Annotated in this window: 16 protein-coding genes; all 16 read left to right on the plus strand. The window is 65.0% G+C overall.

Annotated features, from left to right (window positions below; all coding sequences use genetic code 11):
• Positions 1 to 24: 24 nt before the first annotated feature.
• The 16 genes from L0966_RS19590 (at position 25) to L0966_RS19665 (ending at position 20793) form a co-directional block, all read left to right on the plus strand.
• Positions 25 to 1290 carry a type IV secretory system conjugative DNA transfer family protein gene (locus tag L0966_RS19590; protein ID WP_234053728.1) on the plus strand — a complete coding sequence of 422 codons (1266 nt, stop codon included), beginning with the start codon at positions 25 to 27 and terminating at the stop codon, positions 1288 to 1290.
• 25 nt (positions 1291 to 1315) lie between these two features.
• Positions 1316 to 2569 carry a type IV pilus twitching motility protein PilT gene (locus L0966_RS19595; protein ID WP_234053729.1) on the plus strand — a complete coding sequence of 418 codons (1254 nt, stop codon included), beginning with the start codon at positions 1316 to 1318 and terminating at the stop codon, positions 2567 to 2569.
• A gap of 82 nt (positions 2570 to 2651) precedes the next feature.
• The gene (locus tag L0966_RS19600) at positions 2652 to 3140 is read left to right on the plus strand and encodes a DUF882 domain-containing protein (RefSeq protein ID WP_234053730.1); all 489 of its coding nucleotides are present in this window, start codon (positions 2652 to 2654) and stop codon (positions 3138 to 3140) included.
• Position 3141: 1 nt separating this feature from the next.
• Positions 3142 to 3390: a hypothetical protein gene (locus L0966_RS19605; protein WP_234053731.1), complete on the plus strand. Its 249-nt coding sequence runs from the start codon at positions 3142 to 3144 to the stop codon at positions 3388 to 3390.
• A 280-nt stretch (positions 3391 to 3670) separates the two neighbouring features.
• The gene (locus tag L0966_RS19610) at positions 3671 to 4195 is read left to right on the plus strand and encodes a hypothetical protein (RefSeq protein WP_234053732.1); all 525 of its coding nucleotides are present in this window, start codon (positions 3671 to 3673) and stop codon (positions 4193 to 4195) included.
• 282 nt (positions 4196 to 4477) lie between these two features.
• Complete coding sequence (locus L0966_RS19615; RefSeq protein ID WP_234053733.1) at positions 4478 to 11071, plus strand: strawberry notch-like NTP hydrolase domain-containing protein; 6594 nt, start codon at positions 4478 to 4480, stop codon at positions 11069 to 11071.
• Between the two features lie 402 nt (positions 11072 to 11473).
• Positions 11474 to 12766: a hypothetical protein gene (locus L0966_RS19620; RefSeq protein WP_234053734.1), complete on the plus strand. Its 1293-nt coding sequence runs from the start codon at positions 11474 to 11476 to the stop codon at positions 12764 to 12766.
• The gene (locus tag L0966_RS19625; RefSeq protein WP_234053735.1) at positions 12766 to 12981 is read left to right on the plus strand and encodes a hypothetical protein; all 216 of its coding nucleotides are present in this window, start codon (positions 12766 to 12768) and stop codon (positions 12979 to 12981) included. The genes L0966_RS19620 and L0966_RS19625 overlap by 1 nt, the downstream gene beginning before the upstream one ends.
• Complete coding sequence (locus tag L0966_RS19630) at positions 12981 to 13622, plus strand: hypothetical protein (protein ID WP_234053736.1); 642 nt, start codon at positions 12981 to 12983, stop codon at positions 13620 to 13622. Before L0966_RS19625 ends, L0966_RS19630 begins: the two co-directional genes overlap by 1 nt.
• Positions 13623 to 13633: 11 nt before the next feature.
• Complete coding sequence (locus tag L0966_RS19635; protein ID WP_234053737.1) at positions 13634 to 14011, plus strand: hypothetical protein; 378 nt, start codon at positions 13634 to 13636, stop codon at positions 14009 to 14011.
• 52 nt (positions 14012 to 14063) lie between these two features.
• Positions 14064 to 14771 (plus strand): hypothetical protein, encoded by a 708-nt coding sequence (locus tag L0966_RS19640; RefSeq protein WP_234053738.1) that lies wholly within the window; start codon positions 14064 to 14066, stop codon positions 14769 to 14771.
• A 124-nt stretch (positions 14772 to 14895) separates the two neighbouring features.
• Entirely contained in the window at positions 14896 to 15795 is a 900-nt protein-coding gene (locus L0966_RS19645) for a hypothetical protein (RefSeq protein ID WP_234053739.1), read from the plus strand.
• A gap of 53 nt (positions 15796 to 15848) precedes the next feature.
• Positions 15849 to 16823, plus strand: a complete 975-nt coding sequence (locus tag L0966_RS19650) for a hypothetical protein (protein ID WP_234053740.1) — start codon at positions 15849 to 15851, stop codon at positions 16821 to 16823.
• Position 16824: 1 nt separating this feature from the next.
• On the plus strand, positions 16825 to 17259 hold the full coding sequence (locus L0966_RS19655) for a hypothetical protein (RefSeq protein WP_234053741.1): 435 nt from the start codon (positions 16825 to 16827) through the stop codon (positions 17257 to 17259).
• A gap of 10 nt (positions 17260 to 17269) precedes the next feature.
• Complete coding sequence (locus L0966_RS19660) at positions 17270 to 17899, plus strand: hypothetical protein (protein WP_234053742.1); 630 nt, start codon at positions 17270 to 17272, stop codon at positions 17897 to 17899.
• A 14-nt stretch (positions 17900 to 17913) separates the two neighbouring features.
• On the plus strand, positions 17914 to 20793 hold the full coding sequence (locus tag L0966_RS19665) for a hypothetical protein (protein WP_234053743.1): 2880 nt from the start codon (positions 17914 to 17916) through the stop codon (positions 20791 to 20793).
• Positions 20794 to 20911: the final 118 nt, after the last annotated feature.

Here is a 20911-nt window from a genome sequence, read left to right on the forward strand (position 1 = left end):
CGCGATCGAAGGGGAAGGCGATCGATGATCCGAACCACCGTGTCCAGCCGCGTGCGACGGCTTCTGGCCGCGCGGAGCGTGCCTGGGCGCTCCATGTTGCTGTTCGGTGCCACGGCCCTTATGTCGGTCTGGCCCGGTGCCCTGCCGGCATCGGGCCAGATGATGATGTATCCCTATCCGCAGGCGGCCGTGTACGGATATCCGCAAGCGGGGGCGGGATATCCGCAAGTAGGGGCGGTGAATCCGATACTGGCGCAGCAGCAGATGCTCCAGCAGCAGCAAGCGCTACGCCAGTACGGGATGGGGCAGCAGAGTCCCGGCCAGTCGCAGGCGGAGTTCGTATCAGGTACCGCGGCGAACGCTGGTACAGGCACAACACCCGCGTTCGTGGACCCTCCGGGCGGTGTCACGGGCTACAATGCCCCGGGTGGAGCGCCGAGCGGCATCCGGGCGGATCTACTGAGCCGCAGCGCGCGCAAGACTGGACTCCGGACTGGCTTCGCTGAGGAGGCCGGACGCATCAATCTGGCGCTTGAGCGCACGGCGGCTGCATTCTATGGCCGCTTCGATTTTCGCCGTTTGCTGGTGGATGGTATTGTCATTCCACCCGTGATTACCGAAGTCCGCCAGGTCGGCCAGCAGCAGAGCGACCGACTGGTACATCTGGCTCAGGGGACGTTTCGCATCGCCGTGCCTGCGCGCATCTCGCTGACGGCTCCGACATGGCGCGACTATCTCGATGTGCAGCCTCGATCGGTCGCCTCCCGAGGACCGGATCTCCTGCCGCAGAATGAGGCCGAGCGGCGGACCTACGAAGAGGTCGCCGAGGCCGCACGGGCCGACGGGATCGAGGAGGCTCGCGCTCTGTTCGAGGTGAACCTGGCGCGCCTGGAGCGTGATTTCGCCGGAATGAAGCTTTACCACGACTTGGCACGTCGCGGGGCAGTCTCGCTGCCGAAGGTAACCCAGCAGCAACGCGCATTGGCCCTTTCCGATGGCGGCGCGCGCGCTGTGGTGGGCGCCACCACCGTTGAGCTTGTGGTGACGCCCACCTTTCGTCAGGCAGCGCCCGCTGCCTATCTTGGGCAGCGATCCGTTCCGGCGCGGAGCACGGCTGCGCCGGCGACGACGAAGGCCGTTCCGGCGCCGATCGCAGCTGCAGTACCGGCGCGGCCGACGGTGAAGCCTGCAGATAGTGTCGCGGCGCCGGATGTCATCCTCGCGCTCACTCCGGGGGACCAGCAGAGCAAGAAGCTTGCAGAGCTGGCCGCCCGGGTCGCGGCGCAATAGAGCCCCCTCCGTTGAGGACCTGAGCATGTCGAAATGGACTGGCGTGCATGTGGAGCAGCCCGACATGCCTTATGACGTAGGCTCCAAGGAGGAGATCCGGCGGCTCCTAATTGGCTGTGCCAAGCGCGGGGCGAGCGATATCTACATTGAGCCCGGCCAACCGGTGCTCGTGAAGATCGATGGCGTGCCGGCCGCTATCACGCTGCGCAGGCTGCAGCTCGAGGAAGTGCGACGCGTCGTGGTGGCGCTGACGGGAAGCGATAGTGTCGAGGCGCGTCTGGCCTCGGCCGCCTCGCAAGACTGCTCGGTGCAATATGACGATCCCCTCGAGGTGGACGACGCCGGCGACCCGATGCGCTATCGCTTTCGGGTCAACGCGACGCCCGCGTTTTTCGAGGGCGGCGAGGCGGGCCTGCAGATCGTTCTTCGGTACGTGCGGGACCAACCCCCCACCCCGGAAGAAGTGGAGCTGGAGCCGGAAATCGTCGCGGAATCCGCTCCGCACCAGGGGGCGGTCTTCTTGGCCGGCGAGACGGGTTCGGGCAAAACCAGCACCACCGCAGCCCTAAAACGCAACATTCTGGCCGGAAATACCCATCTGCGCGGCAACCTGATTTGCTTTGAGGCACCGATCGAGTTTCTCTTTTCGAGCGTCCCATCCGCATGCTGCACGCTGGTCCAGCACGAGGTGCCTCGTCATGTGAAGTCGTTCGCGGAGGCGGTCCGCAACGCCATGCGGCGGGACCCCGCCCTGATCGAGATCCAGGAGCTGCGCGACGCCGAGACGATTTCCGCGGCGACAGAAGCCGCCAGCACAGGGCATCCCGTCTACGCGACGGTGCATGCGCAGAGCGTCGCCCATGTGTTTCGGCGCCTGACCCAGCGCTTCCCCAGCGACATGCAGGACCAGGGTTTTTTTGACATCGTGTCGAACACGCACTTGCTTGTGTCGCAGGTGCTGGTCCCGCGCATGGGCGGCGGCCGCGTCTGCCTGCGCGAGTGGCAGGTCATGGATGAGGGCGTGCGGGCGGAGGTGGAGAGCTCCGGGCCGCGGCACTCATATGCGACCATGTTGAAGATCATCCGCCGCGGCGAAGGCGGCCGGCCGATGTGCGATACGGTCGCACGCAAGCTGGAGGAGGGGGCAATCACGGTCGAAACAGCGATCATGGCCCTCAATCGATATGGATATCGAGCGGAAGCCGGGCGCCTGGCGGCGCCGCCCGCGTCGATGATAGTGCCGGCAGGGAGGCCTGGTCATGGCGAGCTCCCGACGTAGTCTAATCGGGGCCGTTGTGACGAGCCCCCTACTGGCCTTCCTGCCGGCACCCCCTGCCCTCGCCGATTCTATTGCGGGAGAAATGCGGCGCGCCCTCGAGGCGCGCGGCGGTTGGCCGACCGCCATCTGGCTTCGGCGTCAGTCGGGCGAAGAGGTGTTCGCGGACTTTCGCCGCCCAGATGGCGCTTGGCTCACTGCCGGCCTTTCGGCGTTGTCATGGGCCATGCGCGATTATCGCAGCAACGCGGCCGTCGCCATGAACACCGCGCTGATCGAGGTTTTGGCCCGGGTACAGACCGGGCTATCGCAGGTCCATGGTTCGGCCGTCCCAATCATATTGCAGAGCGGGTATCGGACGCCGGAGAGCAATGCGGCCATCGAGGGGGCCGCGCGCAACTCGCGCCATATGATGGCTCAGGCGGCCGACGTGCGGATCCCGCCGTTCACGCCGCAGCAGGTGGCCGCCGCCGGGGCGGTGGCTGGTGCCGGGGGAATCGGGCTCTACGCGACCTTCGTACATCTGGATGTGGCGCGGGAGAGGTTCTGGCGCGGCGCGGCGGCCGGGGGCTGACATGGGTCTGTCAGAGGACATTCTTGCGCCGCTGCGCGACGCCGTCACCGATGGCCGGCTCCTGGTGCTGCCGGCGTTCCGCGACATCCAGCTCTACCAACAGGTGACCAGGGTACTAAGGGACGCTGGTGGCCGCTGGGACAGCGAGGCGCGCGGCCATCGGTTCGATTGCAATGCGGAGGACGTTCTGGAGCAAATCCTGGCGTCCGGTGAGGTCGCCGCCAGGCGAAACATGAGGGACCAGTCATGAGCGGACATGGGAACATTGACTGGGACAACTGGACCGGCTGGCGGTGGACAGCCCTTTCGATCAATACTGTGGGAGATCTGCATGGATCTCTGTTGCCCGTGGCTTTGGTCGGCGGACTCGTATTCGCAACCCTTGGCATCTTCTGGAAGTTCGGGCTCCCCCTGATTCTGGTCTATACAGGCTATCTGCTCTATTGCCGGCGCCAGCGACGCGGCCCTTATGAGCAGCTCCAGGCACTCTATGTGCGTCACGTCGCGGGATGCCAGTGGAGAACGCGGTGATGGCGATCGATGCGCTGCGCATCCATGAGCTCGCCATAGAGGCGGCCGCCACGCGACATTTCGCGGCCGATGCGGCGGCCTTCATCGACCATCAGCGCGCGGCCCTTCTCGAGCTGGTCCGGGGGTCGGACAGCGCCCCCTCCCGCAGCCCCGCGCTGCGGGAGGCGCTGATGGGGAAAATGGAGGAGCACCGCCCGGGGCTGACCGCTCTCTGGGTCGATGCACGTTTCGTGTCACCTCTGATCGCCGCCGCCGCCGCCGGGATCATGGAGCGGGTGCTCTCGCCAAGCCCCTTCAAAGTCGACATTGCGGTCGATGACGATGGTGTATTCGGCCTCAGACTCGTGGGCTTTACCCAGAGCCGCCGTCTGGCGGCGGACCGGCGCGCACAGAGCGAATTCATCATGGCGACCGCCCTCGCGACCTATCGAGCACTATCGCAAGGCCACGCCTTCGTGCTCGACGCCGTCGGCGAACTGGACCGGGTCGTGGACCGCGAGATGCTCGAGCGGGGATTGCGCTGATGCGGCGAGAATCGCCATGACCGCCATCGCGTCAGCGCGGGAATCCGAGAGAGATATGGCATCATTATGTGGATTATCCGCATCATTGTGGCCGTTTATTCGATTTTCATCGGTTGACAACCGTGATCTGCGAGATCCAGATTGTCTGGCAGCCGTATGGATTATCCCCTTCCTTGCCGGCCTAATCAGTTGGCGGCCGAGCTCACACACCAGCACCGCTTCAGGCGCTAATTCGGGATTATCGTCGGCAACGCCGAGGCCTTTTTGTTGCGTGAGGAAATCATGGCTTCCGTGCTCCTGCCCAATCTGAAATCGCATGGCGTCGCGGCAACGTTCCTGACCAGCGAGGGCAAAGACCTGCCCGCGCCCGCGCTGGCCACCTTCATCTCGGAAAATGCCCCGTTCAGCGTGGATACGTTCGCCGAGGTTGTCGGCAAACTGGACATGCCGGTGCTTCGCGCCCTTCAGGTGGAAAGCCGGAAGGCGAAAGGCATGCTGCTGTTGTGCAGCCCGAAGGAAAAGTTGGACACTCGCGCTCTGTGGACCGCCCTGGGGCTGGCGCCCCGGGGCCTGAGCCGCGTGACCGTGTCTCAGCAGGACCTCGTGAATCACCGTTTGACGTTCACGCGTCAGCTGGGCGTCCGCAAAACGGTGTTCGATCCGATCGAGATCGGGCGTACCAGGTACGGGTGTTTGGTACGGGAAACGCCGCTCGGCCGGATCGCCGAGCACAGCGACGGGCGTGTCTTCCGGGACTGGGAACGAGGCCCGGACGGGAAGCCGCGGGGCCACGTACGCGACTTCTTCTTGCGCGCTACGACATCAGACGAGCTCGCCGGCTGCGCACGCGGCGCCGTGCACTGGATGTCTCTCGACCGGTGGCGTTTCAATTCGTCGAGCTTCGAAAAACTCTACAATCACATCGTTGCGGCTGACCTGCGCACGGCGGCGGGCATGACCTTCGCCGATTGGCACGAGCACGTGGAAGCGGAGTGTGCGCGGGCGGTGAGCAGGTCGCTGTCCATCGGCGCGAACCCGCGGATTGTGGCCGAGGGCCTGAACGCCCGCCTTCCGGATCGGAAGGCGCGAAGCCTGGAAAACGCGCGCTTTGACCAATTTTCGACGCCGCTGACGGTTTCGGGGGCGGCGGCGTTGGTGCTCCACCCCTCGACTGGCGAGACGGTGCTGGAGCCGATGGTCGGAAACGGGGTGTTCGTAAGCGTGCTGGCAGCGCAGGGCGCGCAGATCACGGGTGTGGAGATCGACCCCGCCCGCGCGCGACGAGCGACAGCTGCACTGGGCGAGGCCGCCGAGATCTTCACAGGGTCATTCGAGGCCTTTGCGGCGGGCCCCGGCAAGGGTCGGGAGTTCGACATGCTGGTGATGAACCCGCCCTTCTCGACACAGGTCGATGCGCCGAGCGTTGCGGTGGATGCCTTCGGCCGCGAGCTGAGGATCGCCCGCCCGGATCATTACTACATTTTCGAGGCGCTTAAGCAGCTGAGGGCCGACGGCCGGGCGTTCGTGGTGATGGCCGGCGACAACGTCGCCGAAGGGCGCCTGGAAGGGGCACGAAAAACGTTCGATGCCTGGATGCGCTCGATGTACGACATTGCCGGCGCCGCCGTGCTCGACGGCGCCATGTATCGAAAGATGGGGACGCAGTTCAACGTTCAGCTGTACGCCATCGGGCCGCGGCGCACGGAGCCGCTGTCGGTGGACGAGGCGGTGGAACTGGCGCCGCGGGAAATCCCCGTCCTGCGGAATCTGGACGAGCTGAATGCGTGGTCGGCGCAAGCTGCGGCCAACATGCGCGCGCTGCTGGTGGCACGCAATCCGTCCATCGGTGCAGCAGCTGATGCGGCCGTTGTGGACGGCCGATCCGCCCTCGGTACCGATGGTGCGTCGGTCGGCCCGAACTGGTCGGACGCCGCTAAGGCGGCGAACCCCGCCGAAGCCTTTGGCGCCCTTGTGGCAAGTCGGCCGTTGCTGCTCGCCGATGCGTCGATGATCCGCATTGAGGATACCCGTCGCGGCTGGACGGTCGTTCGTCGCGACCCCGGCGGGGTCGCGACACGCCACTCCAACCCGTCTCCGTCCGGCGCGGAGTGGACCCGGGACCAGGCCATCCAGGCCGGGCTGCAGATGTGGGGAAAGGAGGAGCAAGCCGCGGCACTGGCGGCGGTGTCCGGCCGAGCGCGGGATGCTTCAGCGGTGGCTCAGGCTGGGAAGCCGGTCCTCGCCGCCCCGACCGGGTCGCAGCCGGGCGGCGATGCGCCGGCTGCGCGTGGTCGGCGGCCCCGGCCCGCCGCCGCGGGGGACACGCGAGGCGGTGTGGCTCGTCCCGTCAGTCCCTCCGCTGGCGCGGTTCCTGTTGTCGAAACGGATGCGCCCACACCGGCGCCGACTGAAGCCGCAGAAGCCGCAGTGGTGGGCGCGATGCCGGAGCCTGTTCCCGTGGAGACTTTCAGGGAGGACGACGACCCCTTCCTTTTGATCTACGAACCGCTGTCCAAGGTCGGGGAATCGTCAACCCGCATCCAACGCTCGCTGGCGGGGCCAACCATGGCCGCGCTCTCCGCAGTTGCGCGTCGGTACGGCGACATCGACGAGATGGTGGCCGCGCGTCTCGGGCTCTTGCGCGACACACCGGAAGAAACGGTCGCCGCGCTCGGCGAGCGATTCAGCCCGGAGCAGACGGATGCGCTTGCGCTGAGCTTCGCGGCTATCGAGCGCGGCCAGGGCTTCCTGAATTCCGACTCCATGGGTGTGGGCAAGGGGCGCTTCCTGGCGGCGCACATCAGCAAGGCCCTGCTCGAAGATCGACCCATCATCTTCTTCAGCGAACGGCCAGACCTGTTCCAGGACCTCGTCGCGCGCGATCTGTGTGACGTGACGGGCCTGGGGCTGCGCGATCTGCCAAAGCATATCCGGCCCTTCATCTTCAACAATGCGAAAGAAGCGCGGATCATCGACTATTCTTCGGTGGACGAGAACGGACAGCCCAAGCTCCTGTTCGGCCACGACGCTGCGGCGGCCAAGCTTGCGCGCGAGAAGGGCATTCCCACGTCGGGGGCCGGACGGGTCAACTTAGTGCTGTGCACCTACAGCCAGCTCGGAGCCCAGGGCGGCGACTGGAAAGCTGCGGCCATCGCGAACTGGATGACCAGATTCGAGAAGGCGCCTGCCCTACTGATCGACGAAAGCCACCGCGCCGCCGGCGATACCTCTCGCTGCGGCGAACTCACCCAGAAGCTTGTGGCGGCCGCCACCAGCCATCCTGCGGTTAGCAAAGGCGACCGCGCAACGGTGATATATTCGTCGGCGACACCCTTGAAGTCGCTCAATAACATCAGGGTTTACGCGCCGATCCTGCCGGAACTCGGCATGGGCAGCGAAAAACTCCTGGATCTGGTGGCACTGTCTCCGCTCGCGATGCAGGAGGCCATCTCCTATGAAATGGCGCGGGCGGGCACCACCATTTCGCGCGAGATGGACCAGAGCGGCGTGGTGCGGGAGTTCATCAACTTGGTGGATCTCAACCCCGAGAAATACGAGCACCTGCGGCAAAAGATGGACGCAGTCTCGGAGTTCCTGGCGGAAATGCTCGAGAAGAGCGGGGAGGTCAAGACCAAGGCCGAAGTGATCAATAAGGCCGTCAAGGCGCAGGCCCAGGAAGCGGAAGCGAGGGGACAAAAGGTCGGCCGCGCCGAGTGCAGCTCCGTATCGCCGGCGACACGCTTCCATACCATTGCTCAATACATGTTGAGTGCGTTCTCGTGCCAGTTCGCGAGCGAGCTTGCGCTGCGCGCGGTAGCGGACGGGCGCAAGCCGGTGCTGGTTGTGGATAACGTGGGCGACGCCATGGTGCAGTACATGCTTGGCGACGGGAGCGGCAATCTGGAAGTGGACGATGATGCCGCCGAGGATACGCCTGTCGAGGGTAAGGGTCTCGATCGTTTGCCGAATGTCGGCGACATGCTGATCCGCAATGCGGAAGCCATGCTCGACATCACCATCCGCAACGGTTTCGGAGTGGTCGAGAAGCGGCATCTGCATGAACATGACGGATGGCTGGAAGATTTCAAGGCGCGGGTGCGCACCGCTGACTTCAGCGACCTTACGACCAGCGGCTTGGACCTGATCCGCCAGCAGCTCCACGGCTACGGGCTGTCCATGGCGGAGCTCACCCGGCGCAAGTTCTGCATGGTGCCAACCGACGAAGGCGCCTACGAGGTGCAGGCTCGCGACAAGCCCCGGGTGCAGGACATCACCCGCGACTTCAACGCCGGCGCGATCGACGTCCTGGCAATGAACCGATCGGCGTCCTCGGGCATCTCGCTCCAGGCCTCCCCAAAGAATGGTGGGGACCTGCGGCCGCGGAAGATGATCAAGCTGCAGCTGCAGGCGGACATCACCCACGAGCGACAGCTCGACGGGCGCATTCATCGTACTGGGCAGATCGTGGCCGGCGAATATTGTCTGCCGATGACCGGGTTCGTCGCGCAGGACAGGTTGTGCGCGATGTACAATCGCAAGAACCGGTCACTCAGCTCCGCGAGCCGCGCGACGCGCGACAGCTCGACGGATCTCTCCAACGCGCCGGACATCCTGAACCCGATCGGTGATCGGGTGGTCTTCAATTTCCTGACCGCGAACCCAGTGCTTGCCGAACGCTTCGACATCGACGTCGGCGGCGATGGCAGTAGCGGCAGCGCAAGGGGCTGGGAGGGCATGGCCCGCAAGTTTATGGGGCGGCTGCTCATCTTGCCGTCGCAGGCGCAGATCCAGATCATGGCGGAAATCGAGAGTTCCTTTCGCCTGATGGTCGCGGAGCTCGAGGCGAAGGGCGAGAATCCCCTCAAGCTGTCCCGCTACGAGTGGGGTGCGGAAGTTCGCGAGCTGCGCCAGCTCATCGCAGGCGATCGCAGGTCGGACTCGCTCGCCGAAAAGCCCCTGGTGCTGAACCAGATCACCTATCGGGAGACAGTGCGCGCGGCCTCATTCCAGCAGGTCATGGAGCGCGTCGAACGGACCCGTGAGCGCTGGTCGCAGGAGAGCGGACGCTACGTGGGGCTGGATGAGCAGTTCCCCGAGCTGGAAGCTATCCGCAACGGCGATATCGACTTCCAGGCCAGCCTCTTCGACCGCGTGCTGAACCGCGACGAAGGGCTCGGCTCGCTCGGGCTTGAGGCGGTTTCCAGCAAGGTCGCACAGGAGATATGGAACCGGCGCGGCAGCCTGGACAAACCCTCATCGCTTGAAAGAAACATCGTCGAGGCGGCCCACAAGGCCCGTTACCTAGCGAATATAGTGCAGGACATCGAGCCAGGGCGGTTCGTTGGCGTGCAGCCGGACTTGGTCCAGCAGGTGCGGGAGGTCGGCATTTTCGGCGCCTGGGCCGATATGCACATGTCGGACCTGACGCTGGTTCCTGCTGTGGTGCAGACGGTTCGTTTTCCCACTGACCGGCCACTCAACCTCGGCGAATGGGAGATCGATTTCGCCGTCCCCGGCGAAGAACATGCGCTTACCATCTCGCTCGCGAGCATTTATGCGGCTAGCCGGGCGCAGGAAGAGGAGCAAGAGAAAGCGCGCAAGACGGGGGCAATGCCCCCTACCCCGCCCGTCTGGGGACCGCGCCCGCTGCTGCCGGCCGGCGTGCTCCTGGTGGCCATGGCAGAGGGGTTAAGCCACGAGCACGCTGCCCTCCTGAAGTCCTTGAAGGAGGGGTCGGCAGACGTCGAAGCAGGGACCTTCAATCCTGACGTCCAGCGCCAATTAATGGAGGGCTGTTTCAGGCACGCTCCGCAGGGCGAGCGGACGCGCACCCGCTTCTCGCTTGAGGGTAACATCTTCGAGGCGGTGGCGGTGGCGGTGCAGCAGAAATTGGGCGAAAAGGTTCTTTATACAACGGATGATGGTGAGATCCGTCATGCGGTGCTGCTGAAAAACTCCAAGCTCGATAAGCTCAATGCGTCCCTAGAGCAGAGCCTTGCAGCCCGCACGGCGCCCGCGCCAGACAATCCCGCCCTCCTCCTCTATGTCTGTTCCGTGCTCCGGTCTATGGAGGAGATCTCGCAGACGATGCGTTCGCGGGCACAAAGCACCCGGGGCATGGCGGACCTCACGCGCCGCTACGGCGAACAATCGTCGTTCGTGCAGCGGGAGAAGGAGCGGCTGCAGACCATCGAGGCTAAGCTCTCCGTACAGCACGCCGCGTTGGTGGGTGCGGTCTCCCAGGTCAGCCTGGCTCTGGTCGATCCCCTGCACGCCGACGAGCTCCGCGACCTGCTCCTGAATGTCGACGACAGGACCCCCGGGTGGATCGAGCGCCTGCGGCTCGCGATCGTGGAAGCGGGCAAGGCGCCGGCCGCAGTGAGCGTCGGCAGCGACCCGTTCCAGGCTGCCCCCGATGCTCCTGTGGAATATCGCAAGGCGAGTGACTCATCCCTTGACGTCGGCGTCTTCTCCTCGCGCCTGCAGACGCTCACGAAGCAAATGGCGGGGGACCGCGAGGGCGCCGTGGTCGTCCCCTTCAACGGCCTCATCTGCGTTCTGACGCATGCCAAGGGCGGGCTTCCAGAGGCCGCCGACGCCATCAATTGGCGCAGCTCGATTGCCGGTGTGAAACCACGGGCAGGCTGTGTCATCGGCCAAATCGCGGATCAGAAAGGTATGGAGGAGCTCGTTGAGCATGCCCGCGCTCACCAGCGCAGCCTCTCCTTCCACGGGCCCCTGCGGGCCATTTTCGAGGAGGTTCGCACCATTACCCGCGAGATGGAGCGGGAGCTCGTGGAACACACCACCCTGAAGATGGAGGACGAAAAGGACATGGCACCGGCTCCGGTGCAGGGCACTTACGCCGCCCCCTGAGTCGGCAACAATTTGAGGAACCTGGCGATGATCTCGCGGTCGGCAACTGCAAAAGACACAATGATTTCAGTGTGTCAGCCATCGTCGTTTACGGCGGGCCGCGAATCTGAGCTTCTTAACCATTGGCCTGCGTGCGGACGCCTAAGACGGCACCGTGAGCGTGCAGGCAACGTCATCTGACCAAAGGAGATGTGATGACCGGGTGACCTAGAAACGAGGAAGGGCCCGAAGGATTGCAGCCTTCGAGCCCCTCAATTCAGACAGACACCAACCACAGTGCTTCTGAGAACGTCGCTCTCAGATAATACTCGAACTTTGCCTGCGCGCAAGTGGGTATTAGTGGCTGGTGTCTGCACTCGTGGACACCTCAGGCTCGCCACTCTCCTCCCCACGGAGGAGCTTATGAACGCACGACTTTTGACGCTTTCGGAACGCGGGGACCTGTTCTCGCGAATGGCGATCTGGACCGGCCCCACCGGGCTGGACCGGCTCACGCTGTTCCAGATCGCCGGCGCGGCGAAGCTGGAGATTATCGGCTGTCACCTGCTGGCGGAGATCACCGTCGATGAGTTGGGACGACTGCTCGGCCGCAGTCTCTCGACCGTGCGCGCCTCTCTCGGCGCACTCAGGGACATGGGGCTGGCAGTCCGCGCAGCGGGTCGGCGCGCGGCAATCGATCTGACCGCGACAGCAAGGATGGTGGGGTTCGACATTCAGGCTGACACTCCGACGTTCGTCGGAGACGCGCCCGCCGCCCCGCGGCGCAATTCGTTCCTCGGGACGGATGATGTGTCCCGCGAATCGGCGTGTATGAGGCTGGGAAACGTTGCCGGAAAATCGGAGTCAAGCCTCCAGGATTTCGGCGGTTCGCCCCTCTATGACTCTAAGGACTCTAGTTTAGAAATAGATAGAGATATAGAATCTATTTCTATTGATTCTACTGACCAGGATTCTGCTGGAGATTTTTTGGATTTCCCGCAAAGCGAGGTTGCGTCCCTAATCGAAACGCTGCGCAGTAGCGACCTCCAAAAGCATCTCGAACACGGGCAGGATATCGCAGCTCTCCTTGCCGCCTTGCCAGAGAACTGGAGCTCGAATGACCTTGAGGTGGTTCTGCCAGACCTGTTCGGCCCGAGTGCTACTGGCCCAGGTGTTTCCCCCTCTCTGATTGCCTCCGGTGCACAACGCTATGGTCGCGGGTTGCTGCTGCATGCCATAGCCGCATTCCTGCTCGGCCAGAAGCCAAAAGGGCTTCTCATCCACCTGCTGCGGACCTCACGGCGAGAGGCGAGCTTTTCGCTCGCAAGCCTGCGTCGGGCCATAAGCGAAGCCGAGCGTCGCATGGGCGCGGAGCAGGCCCGGCACCAGCTGGAAGCGGACGAGGAAGCCCGGGTGAAGGCTCAGGACGCAGTCCGTCAGTTTCTCGCCCTGGCGGATGCTGCACCCCAGCTGGACCCGGATTGCCGCAGAGCCGTTAGCGCCGGAGGAGCTGGCGGATATGCACGGCTTGACCGCATCGGCGAGCAGGACCGACTGACCCTCGCATTTCCGCGCGCCAACGATGTTGCGATTTGGAAATCGATCGCTGATCGCGTCGCAAATCCGGCGGATGTGCATGGCTTCATGCCCCATGTCGTTGTAATCTCCGGTGCATTGGCCGGGTCGCGGCGTGTCCGTATCGGAGAGTGGCAATAATGGCAGAATTTCATGCCGATGATGGCACAATGCCGGGGAGCGTCGTTCTCGACCACGTGGTCGAGCCGATCCGACGCATGATTCGCATTTCAGCCGAGAGCGAGGAGGCTGCAACGCGGCGAAGCCTGGACGTCGTCGGGCTATTCGATGCCCGGGTGGTCCAAGTGGTGGAGGATGTGCGCGGAGCGCTCGAGCGAGAGAAGGAGGCACTGTGATGAAGCGGTCGATTGCGGTGGCCCTGCTGCTCGCGGGGCTGGTAGCGGCGCCCGCGGGCGCCGAGGAAGCCGAGGATTGCCTCGTGACACAGGCCGCGGACGCTGCGGTGCAGCGACAGATCCACATGATCGATGCGGCGAAGGTCAATCCGGCGCAGTTTTTCTCCGGCTCTGGCAGCTGCATTTCGGCGGCGTTGATGGGGTCGTTCGACCTGTCGAACTTGATCCCGGACTTAGCTGGTCTGGTCTATAGCGGAGTGACGTCGGCGATTACGTCGGCGATCGCTTCGGCACAGCAGCAGGTCTGCTCGGCGCTCAACAGCCAAATGTCGGAGCTGATCTCCAACATTAACAGCACGAATACCTGTTTCACGAGCGGGCTGTCGGCGAAACTGGCGGCCATTCTGGGCACGAGTTCATCCATCAAGACAAGCTCCTCCTGTGGCAGTTTTGGCACTTATTCTCTGACCGGCTCGTCTCGCTCCTACTCCAATGTGCTCGGGCTGAGCGCAGCGCCAGCTTCGGGCAGTACGGCGGCGACCGTGGCAACCGGCTCTTCGTCGAGCTCTGCAGCGACGTCAACCACGGCGAGCACGACCGGAAGCTCGACAAGCTTCGGATCGATTCTGTTCGGCAACTAACGGAGCTGGGCATGGGGGAGTGTGAATTCGACTGGCGGCGGGCCCGGGCCGAGGGGTGGGGCATCTTCGAGCGGCCGGGATCGGCTGACGGACATTGGCAGATGGGCCGGCTTTTGGGAGCCTCGCGGTTCGGTACGGACGGTGAGGCTTGGCTGTTCGTATGGCAGCGCGCGGCCATGGGCAGCGCATATCACCAGGCAGCGCTGGGCTTCGTCGAGGCCCAAAATCCGGTGGAATATGTGGCGATCTGCCGGTTCGTAGCCGCTGTTGACGCTTCCACGGTGGGCTGTGTCGAGGGGGGGAACATGGGTGGCATGACGCGGAATCTCGCTGCCGGGCAGGCGCTTTTGGCGGGCTGGCCCGGGGGGATGGCTGATGGCGTGGCCTAGCCCCTGTGTCAGGGCCATAACGATCGCACTCACACTGTCCTGGATGCAGTGTGTGAGTGCCTCAGCTGCTCTCGCTCAGGCGGATCTCGCCGCCGCGCAGGCGGCGTTCGGCAACTTGGTCTCGGCGATTAAGGTCGCAACCAGCCAATTGGATGTATCCCGGACGGTGCGGAACTCGGCCGAAGGCCAAGCCCGCACGGGTCTAGCGGCGGCGGTGGGCCAGCACGAGGTCAATATGCGCGCTGTGCGTGCTCAAGCCAGTCATGGCGCGGAGCAGGGGCAGGGCTATGGCGTGTGCAGCTCGAAGGACCGCATGTTCGGCATGGCCATTGCGGAAAAGTCGTCGGTGAAGGTGCAAGCGGCAGCCGCCGCCGCCGATGCGGCTTGGCTGACCGGCGGCGGCGACGCCACCGCGCGCAGTGTGGCGCTGCAGGCTGCGCGGGCCGGGTTTTATTGCTCAGCCCAGGAGCGTGCTCGCTACAGCTGGTGCACAGCTGCCACCGCGAGCGGTGGGACGCCGGCGGGTGACACCGATGCCTCGATATTTATGGGGCGGGAAGATGTCGGCCCGGAAGAATTCATGGTTGCCGGAGACTATCTGGATACTCTTGCTCCGCTGCCCACCGTCAGCATGGCGGACAGCGGTTGGGGAGCGAACAGCGCGCGGGCTGCTGCGCGCCGGACTGGCGCTTTCGCGACGGCTGTCCGCGGCACGGTATGGTCGGTCGTCTCAGGCAAGATGGGGGGCGACGATGAGTAGGGAACGAGTGCGCTTGCCGGAGAGGTGGAGCGGGCGTTGGGCCCGCGTCTACGGTCTGGCCCTTGCATTGTTCGGGTCCATGACGCCAGCGGGGGCCCAGACCTGCGCCGGCGTGGAGGTGCGCGTGAATGTTCAGACAGCGGTGCTCGGCACGGCTGTCGCCACCCAAATCGCGACGTCGCAGGCCGGACTCCTCGCCTTGGATGAGGTCAATCGAGCCAATATTCTGTCGGCACTTAAGGTCATGACGATGCAGCAGTCCGTGTCCGGCGATGCCGCCCTTACCACGGAGAAGCAAGCTGGCGAGGCGGCCGCCGCCGCCATCGTAAGCGCGCGCCAGGCTCAGGAGGTGGTGGACGCGAAAACGCGCTACGAGGCGACGGGCTATAGGGCCTGCGGCAACGTGAGTAAGGCCGCCGGGTTCTTCGGCGCGGTGGAGAACAAGGCGGATACTCGTAGAACGATCCTGGGGGACGCGGTTTGGAAACCCGGCGGCTACGGTGATCCTGCGGACTGGATTAGCCTGTCCCAGAGCGGTCCCTTCGATGCCAGCACGCTGTTTGGCGGTGATGCCGCGAAGGCGGCGAAGTACATCTCGTTCGTGATGGGGCCGCCGGACCCTGCCGCGATGACGGCGGGCAATGGAATTGCCGCGCAGCACGCCAAGCTGCGCAAGGCCCAGATGGACTCGACGAAGTCGATGTCGGCCTTTGTGATGGCGGATGTCGCAAGTGACTTTAGGACCGGCGGCGTGGTGGAGAAGATGCGGGCGCTGGACGCGCACTGGGTCGGGGAGGACGGAGGGGAGACCTGGGCAGCCAGCATCGCGGGGCAGTCTGAGCGCGGGGTGCTTCAGGACGCGGTGCGGATGGAAGCCGCGAACATAGCGACCCTCGCCCTTCAGATTAAGACCTCCACACGGGAGGAGGCGGTGACGGCGGCGCTACTGCTGGCGCGCGTCAACAGGGCCCTTGAGCGGGAGGGCCAAGCATCCGAACCACCGGCGGTGGGGAGGGGCCGGTGATGCCGCGATCGGGGCTTATGCGGCCATTCGGGAAAATGCTGCTGGCGGCCGGGATGGGTGCGGGCCTGGTGGTCTGGGCGGGACAGGCGTCGGCAGCGACGTGCTTCGTGCTCGATCCCATATGGAAGGCGCAGCACAATAGTGTGCAGGCGAGTCTCAACAGTCAGGTTTTGGCCATGCAGAGCGCCCTGGCCGCCTCCATGACCACCACCGCCCAGTTGCTCACGTCTGCGATGAAGGTGCAGACCAAGCAGGTGGATCTTGAGGCATCGCGCGCCAATACGGCGAAGGCACAGATCAACCAGGCCCTGGCCTCGACGATTAACCAGCAGGACATCAACCAGCGCATCGTCAAGGCACAGCAGGATTATGGGATCGACACGGGACAGGGCGTGAAAGTTTGCAAGACGATCGCCCTGATGCATGGGGTCAATTCGGCGCTGGCCGCGCGCCGGGAGATCGGTCTTGGCGCGATCGCTGCACTGGATGTGGCTCCCGGCGCAGTAGCGACGGCACAGGAGGCCGTGGCGACGCGCCTGGAGAGCTTGGATAAGGTGGATGCGTCGCTGCTTTTCGATATCACCGCCAGTGCAGCGGACAAGGCCGCCGTGGTCGCCCACATGGCGGGTCTACCTGTAGACAAGCCGGCAACGCTCACCACGGTCGGGCAGGTGACGCAGCTGCAGCGCGCCCGGCGCGTGGAGGCGTTGCGAAGCCCGGCGCTGGCGTCCCTGTCAGCGGTGGCTGCTGTCCACACCAGGGGTGCCACCGGTTCTATGGCGCTGACTTCTTCGAGCGACACCAGTCTGTCGGAGAGCCTCGACGAGCTGCTGAAGCGCTACGGCGGTGGAGCGGATTATGAGGCATGGAGCGCCGGGCTCACGGGGCAGTCCGAGCGCGGGCTGCTGGTGGAGCTAAGCCGGCTGCGCGCTCTGGCGCTGTCGTTGCGCCAGTCCGACACGGAGCAGCGCGCACGCCTTTCGGTCCTGAAGGCGGCACTGCTTGCCGTTGAGACGGGAGGGGAGTGACGTGGCGCGGTCGTTCGACGACGAAGGACAGTTGATGCGGCGCTGGCAGGGCTCGGTCCCGTCCGCCGACGGCCCGCTGGAGCCGGTTTCCGAGGCCGTAGGCTTCGGCGAACCGGTGGGCGTGCGCTTCGAGGACGCCTTTCAGGATGCAGGCGATGATCCGGTGGATGGGTTCGGCGACTTCGCGGAGGCACCTGGCACGGTGCGCGAGGTGGTTGATCTCGGGGTGGCGGCGCGGGCTGGCGACAGGGAGCGCAGAGCGCGGCAGGAGCGAGGGGCGGAACTGCTTCGACGCCTGAGCCCGCCGGGTGGCGCGGACCGGCGTTTTCGCAAGCTGGTGGACGAGGTCGGGGCGCGGCTCCTGACGACCTTCGTGCAGATGCTCGCGAATCGAGTGCGCATGGCTCGGCAGGGCATGCGAGTGGATCAGGCATAAGGAGGAACCCATGGCCGTATTGCCTCTGTCGGTGGAGAATAAGGATCTCTCTCGGCAACTTGAGGTGGCGCGTCCGCGCGCCCTCCGGGGGCTTGACCTGATCCGAGGTCGCAGCCTCGACGGGCGGGGCTACCGGGCGGTGAGTGCGGCGTCTTTCCTGGGCGAGCTGTTCGCACTCGCTCCATGCCCGCCCGTTGGCGAGACCTCGTTCTGGACTGTGCCCGATGGCAGCATCTGGATGCTCGTTGAGCGGGAGCGCTCGGACGTCGAGGATGCCTTCGTGGTTTCTTTCGGGAGCATGGCGGACGGAGCGGCGGTGCTTGAGGCGGTGGGGGTTGTGGTCGAGGGCGAACAGGAGGGTGTGCTCGTCCGAGCCTATTCCGAAGGGGCCTTCTTCGACGATCAGATCCGGCAGGATGTATCGGCGATCACGCTGCAGAAGCGCGTGGAGGAGGCCATGTTCATGTCGCGGCTAGGACCGGGTCGGTGGCGGACGTCCTGGCGCTTCGACACGCATGCTGCTCCCGCCCATCGGTTCGACGAGATCGAGGTCGCGCCGATCGAGGAGGGCGAGGACGGCACCTATGAGGCCGGCGGCGATGACGATGGCGGGAGTTCGACCTATTTGGTCGATTGCTGAGGACGGAGGATCAGATGCAGCAGTGGTTCGACCTGGCACCGGACGCACGGATCGATCTCGTCCAGAGCAGGAGCGGCGTAGAGTTGACACGGCTGCGGCTGAGAGAGCCGGCGGGAGAGGATGTTCAGCTGAAGGCCCTCATGCATGGATGGGTGGTCTACGACAACGGCTGCGATTTCGACCATTTCGGCGCAATCGGGGCAACCGATTATGATGTGATCCTGGCGCCTTTTTTCGGTCGGGAGCGATTAGCCGCGGCGCGCGAGCGGCCCCACCGCAATCCGTCGATCCCGCTGCATGACGCGGACCTGGTCGGCTTCGAGCCGGAGTCCGCTGTGCCAGGGCTTGTCATTTCGCCGGAGGCGGCGTTCAGGCAGGCTCTGCGAGATGCCCAGGGCGTGGCTCCCGATCCCTACGGCATTTGGTCGACGCGCGAGATCCTGGCGTCGGCCGACCGCGGGTTTGAAGCCGGCGGTATTTTCGCAGAGCTGGCATTGGATCTTTTGCCGTGGACGGGCAGTGTGCTGGATAGCTTCGGTACCGGGGAGGAGAAGGATAGGTTTCGCGCCGCGCAGGAAGCTTGGACTGCGGCGGGCTTGGCGTATCGCACGGCAGTGACTGCCGCCACCGGTGAGAACGGCATGGCCACAGGACGCCAGCGTCTCCTGCTGGCGCGCGCACTCGACCAGGCGGCGCACGAGCTGGCCGCAGCTGGGCAGGCGGTATTGCGAGATGTCGGGGGCATCGCCCGGAGGGCCTGCGAATGGCTGCCGCGCACCCAGTTGCCTGGACGAGTGCGGATCGCCGACCGGCTTGCCCCATGTGAGGACAAGATGAGGGAGCGTCTTGTCGGGCGCGGTGAGCCTCGGGTCAGTGAGGCTGTCGGATTCGGTCAGGGGGGCACTTTGATGGTGGCGCTCCTGGCCGTTCAGATTGAGCGGTGCCTCGATCAAGGCGGCGAGACCGGTCCCGGAGAGCGAGACCGGCAGCAGGCGAGGCGGTTCGCCGAGACCGCGCTCGCAGAATTGCAAAACGTCCGGCACGTGTGCGAGGGCAGGGATATCAAGGCCGCACACCTCGGACTTCTGAACGCGACTCCGCCTTCGTTCGGGATGGTGGATCGCCTGGAAGACGTGATGGAAGCCTTGGAGCGCACGCTGGTCAGCAAGGCGCCGTTTGACCGCCAATCCGGGGGCTCGGCGGTGGACTTGCTGCGCGGGATTGTGAGCGCGCTGGATGGCGAGGGGCGTTTGGGCGATGGCCTGAAGGCGCTGCGCGGTGAGTTAGGGAGGGTGGCCGACAGCCTGCGCACGGCGGCAAACCGGCTGTGCAAGGAGGCTGCGGACAAAAACACGCCAGACAGGGGCGCGTTCCGGGACCAGTTCCCAGATGTCTGGGGGGCGCTCGTCGAGGGGTGGGAGATTCTGAAAGTGCTCGACATGGACCGCAAGCCGGAGGGCTGGGACGCGGGCTTGCATGCGGGCGACCTGCTCGGCCTTGCGGCCCTTGCGCGGCAGGGTGCGGAACTGATCAAGAGTTTCGCTGACGAGTTGGAGATCAGGGCGAGACAGTTGGAGAGCAAGCTTGCCGTGAGCGCCGCCGCAGGCGAGCGGTCGCGGCGGGAAGAGCGACTGCAGGACGACTCCGTGCCCGAACCGGAAGGGGGTCGCGCCCCTGCCCAGAGGGGTGCGAAGGCGCAGATCCCGGTAGAGAGGTTCGTGGCGGGCATGACCGAGGACCGCCGGGCAGAGATCCTGCAAAAGGTGGATATGGCGCGGCGCGCCGTCGGCATGATATCTGGCGGCAAGGGTCAGCAGCACGTCCCGTTTGCCGGCGGCGTCCTGGGACTTTGGGATCGTATCGGCACAGCGCATGGCTATGTCGACGCGACCCTTGCCGTTAGCCATGCGCTGTGTCTCTTGCGCGGCCTCCGTCCGGAGCTGGGAGACTGCGAGAAGGCGCTCAACCTTGCGGCCGCGGGTGATGCGGATGCGCTCTCCGCGGTCGTGCGCGCAGCGCGGCGCCGGCCGGAGCTCGTGGCCCAGGTTGAGAGCAGCGCTGAGGTGGCGCAGGTGATGCAGCGCCATGAGGTGGCCAGCGAGCGCGCAATGATGGCCTCCGTCCTGGAAAAGGCGGCCAATCGATTGCCCTTCACGGTATTGGATGGCGAGCGGCCGGAGCCGAAGGATCTCACCGAGGAGGTCTACCGGTTCGTGGGTCTCGACACGAGCCGGGCGGGGCAGGCAGCGGCGTGTGTCCGAGTGCTGGATGTCACGATACCGCAAGGTCTGATCATCCAGACTCGGTATCGGCTCGCGGAAAGCCTGATGAGCATGCAGCGGATCTTGGGCTTCGAGGGCGAGGGAGGCCTCAGCGAGATGTTGGCCGGCCGGCCGGTCCAGGTCGCCGTGTCGAAGGAGCCGTCCCTGGACGGTGCGGCGGAAGGCATGGCGATGATTGCGAAATTTACCGGCATGGTACGCCTTTCGCCTTTCGCCAGTGGCGCGGCTATGCACGAGTTCACGCACCTGGTCGATTATGGGCGGGCTCCCGAGCGGCGAAAGGCCATCCTAGATCTCATGGAGGACAGCGGCCTCATCGCGTCGACACGACGGGTCATGAAGATCTGGGAGGAGGCGGCTGGACCGGCGAATGCGGGCTGGAAGGCATATGCCCTCCAGCCCGCTGAAATCCTCGCGCGCACGGTTCCCGCTGCAATTGCCGCGTCGCCTCATGCAGCGACCGCTGGTGGTGCTTTCGGTTTCAGCCAGGCTTTCGACCACACGGCGAGCCTAAGCGTGATCGAGGTGTTCATGCGGGATTTGCGAGAAGTGCTGGGTGCTGATGCGCCGGCGCCACCCTTTCGCGGCCACCTTGTGAGCCCCGCGATGTGAGTTCTGCAGCCATCGGCTGGCCCGCGGCCACCGTGATGGTGGTCGCGCAGGATGTGGTAGCGGTCCTTTGTTTCGCGCAATGGGGCGAGGAAAAAGCAGAAACTGGCGGAACATAGTG

Origin of the sequence: Xanthobacter sp. NM-59 (assembly GCF_021401125.1) — a bacterium.
GTDB lineage: Bacteria > Pseudomonadota > Alphaproteobacteria > Rhizobiales > Xanthobacteraceae > Xanthobacter.

Bases quoted from the DNA above. Each gene is read 5' to 3' on its own strand.
- L0966_RS19590 (WP_234053728.1), top strand. From the start codon at position 25: ATGATCCGAACCACCGTGTCCAGCCGCGTGCGACGGCTTCTGGCCGCG.
- L0966_RS19595 (WP_234053729.1), top strand. From the start codon at position 1,316: ATGTCGAAATGGACTGGCGTGCATGTGGAGCAGCCCGACATGCCTTAT.
- L0966_RS19600 (WP_234053730.1), top strand. From the start codon at position 2,652: ATGCGGCGCGCCCTCGAGGCGCGCGGCGGTTGGCCGACCGCCATCTGG.
- L0966_RS19605 (WP_234053731.1), top strand. From the start codon at position 3,142: ATGGGTCTGTCAGAGGACATTCTTGCGCCGCTGCGCGACGCCGTCACC.
- L0966_RS19610 (WP_234053732.1), top strand. From the start codon at position 3,671: ATGGCGATCGATGCGCTGCGCATCCATGAGCTCGCCATAGAGGCGGCC.
- L0966_RS19615 (WP_234053733.1), top strand. From the start codon at position 4,478: ATGGCTTCCGTGCTCCTGCCCAATCTGAAATCGCATGGCGTCGCGGCA.
- L0966_RS19620 (WP_234053734.1), top strand. From the start codon at position 11,474: ATGAACGCACGACTTTTGACGCTTTCGGAACGCGGGGACCTGTTCTCG.
- L0966_RS19625 (WP_234053735.1), top strand. From the start codon at position 12,766: ATGGCAGAATTTCATGCCGATGATGGCACAATGCCGGGGAGCGTCGTT.
- L0966_RS19630 (WP_234053736.1), top strand. From the start codon at position 12,981: ATGAAGCGGTCGATTGCGGTGGCCCTGCTGCTCGCGGGGCTGGTAGCG.
- L0966_RS19635 (WP_234053737.1), top strand. From the start codon at position 13,634: ATGGGGGAGTGTGAATTCGACTGGCGGCGGGCCCGGGCCGAGGGGTGG.
- L0966_RS19650 (WP_234053740.1), top strand. From the start codon at position 15,849: ATGGGTGCGGGCCTGGTGGTCTGGGCGGGACAGGCGTCGGCAGCGACG.
- L0966_RS19660 (WP_234053742.1), top strand. From the start codon at position 17,270: ATGGCCGTATTGCCTCTGTCGGTGGAGAATAAGGATCTCTCTCGGCAA.
- L0966_RS19665 (WP_234053743.1), top strand. From the start codon at position 17,914: ATGCAGCAGTGGTTCGACCTGGCACCGGACGCACGGATCGATCTCGTC.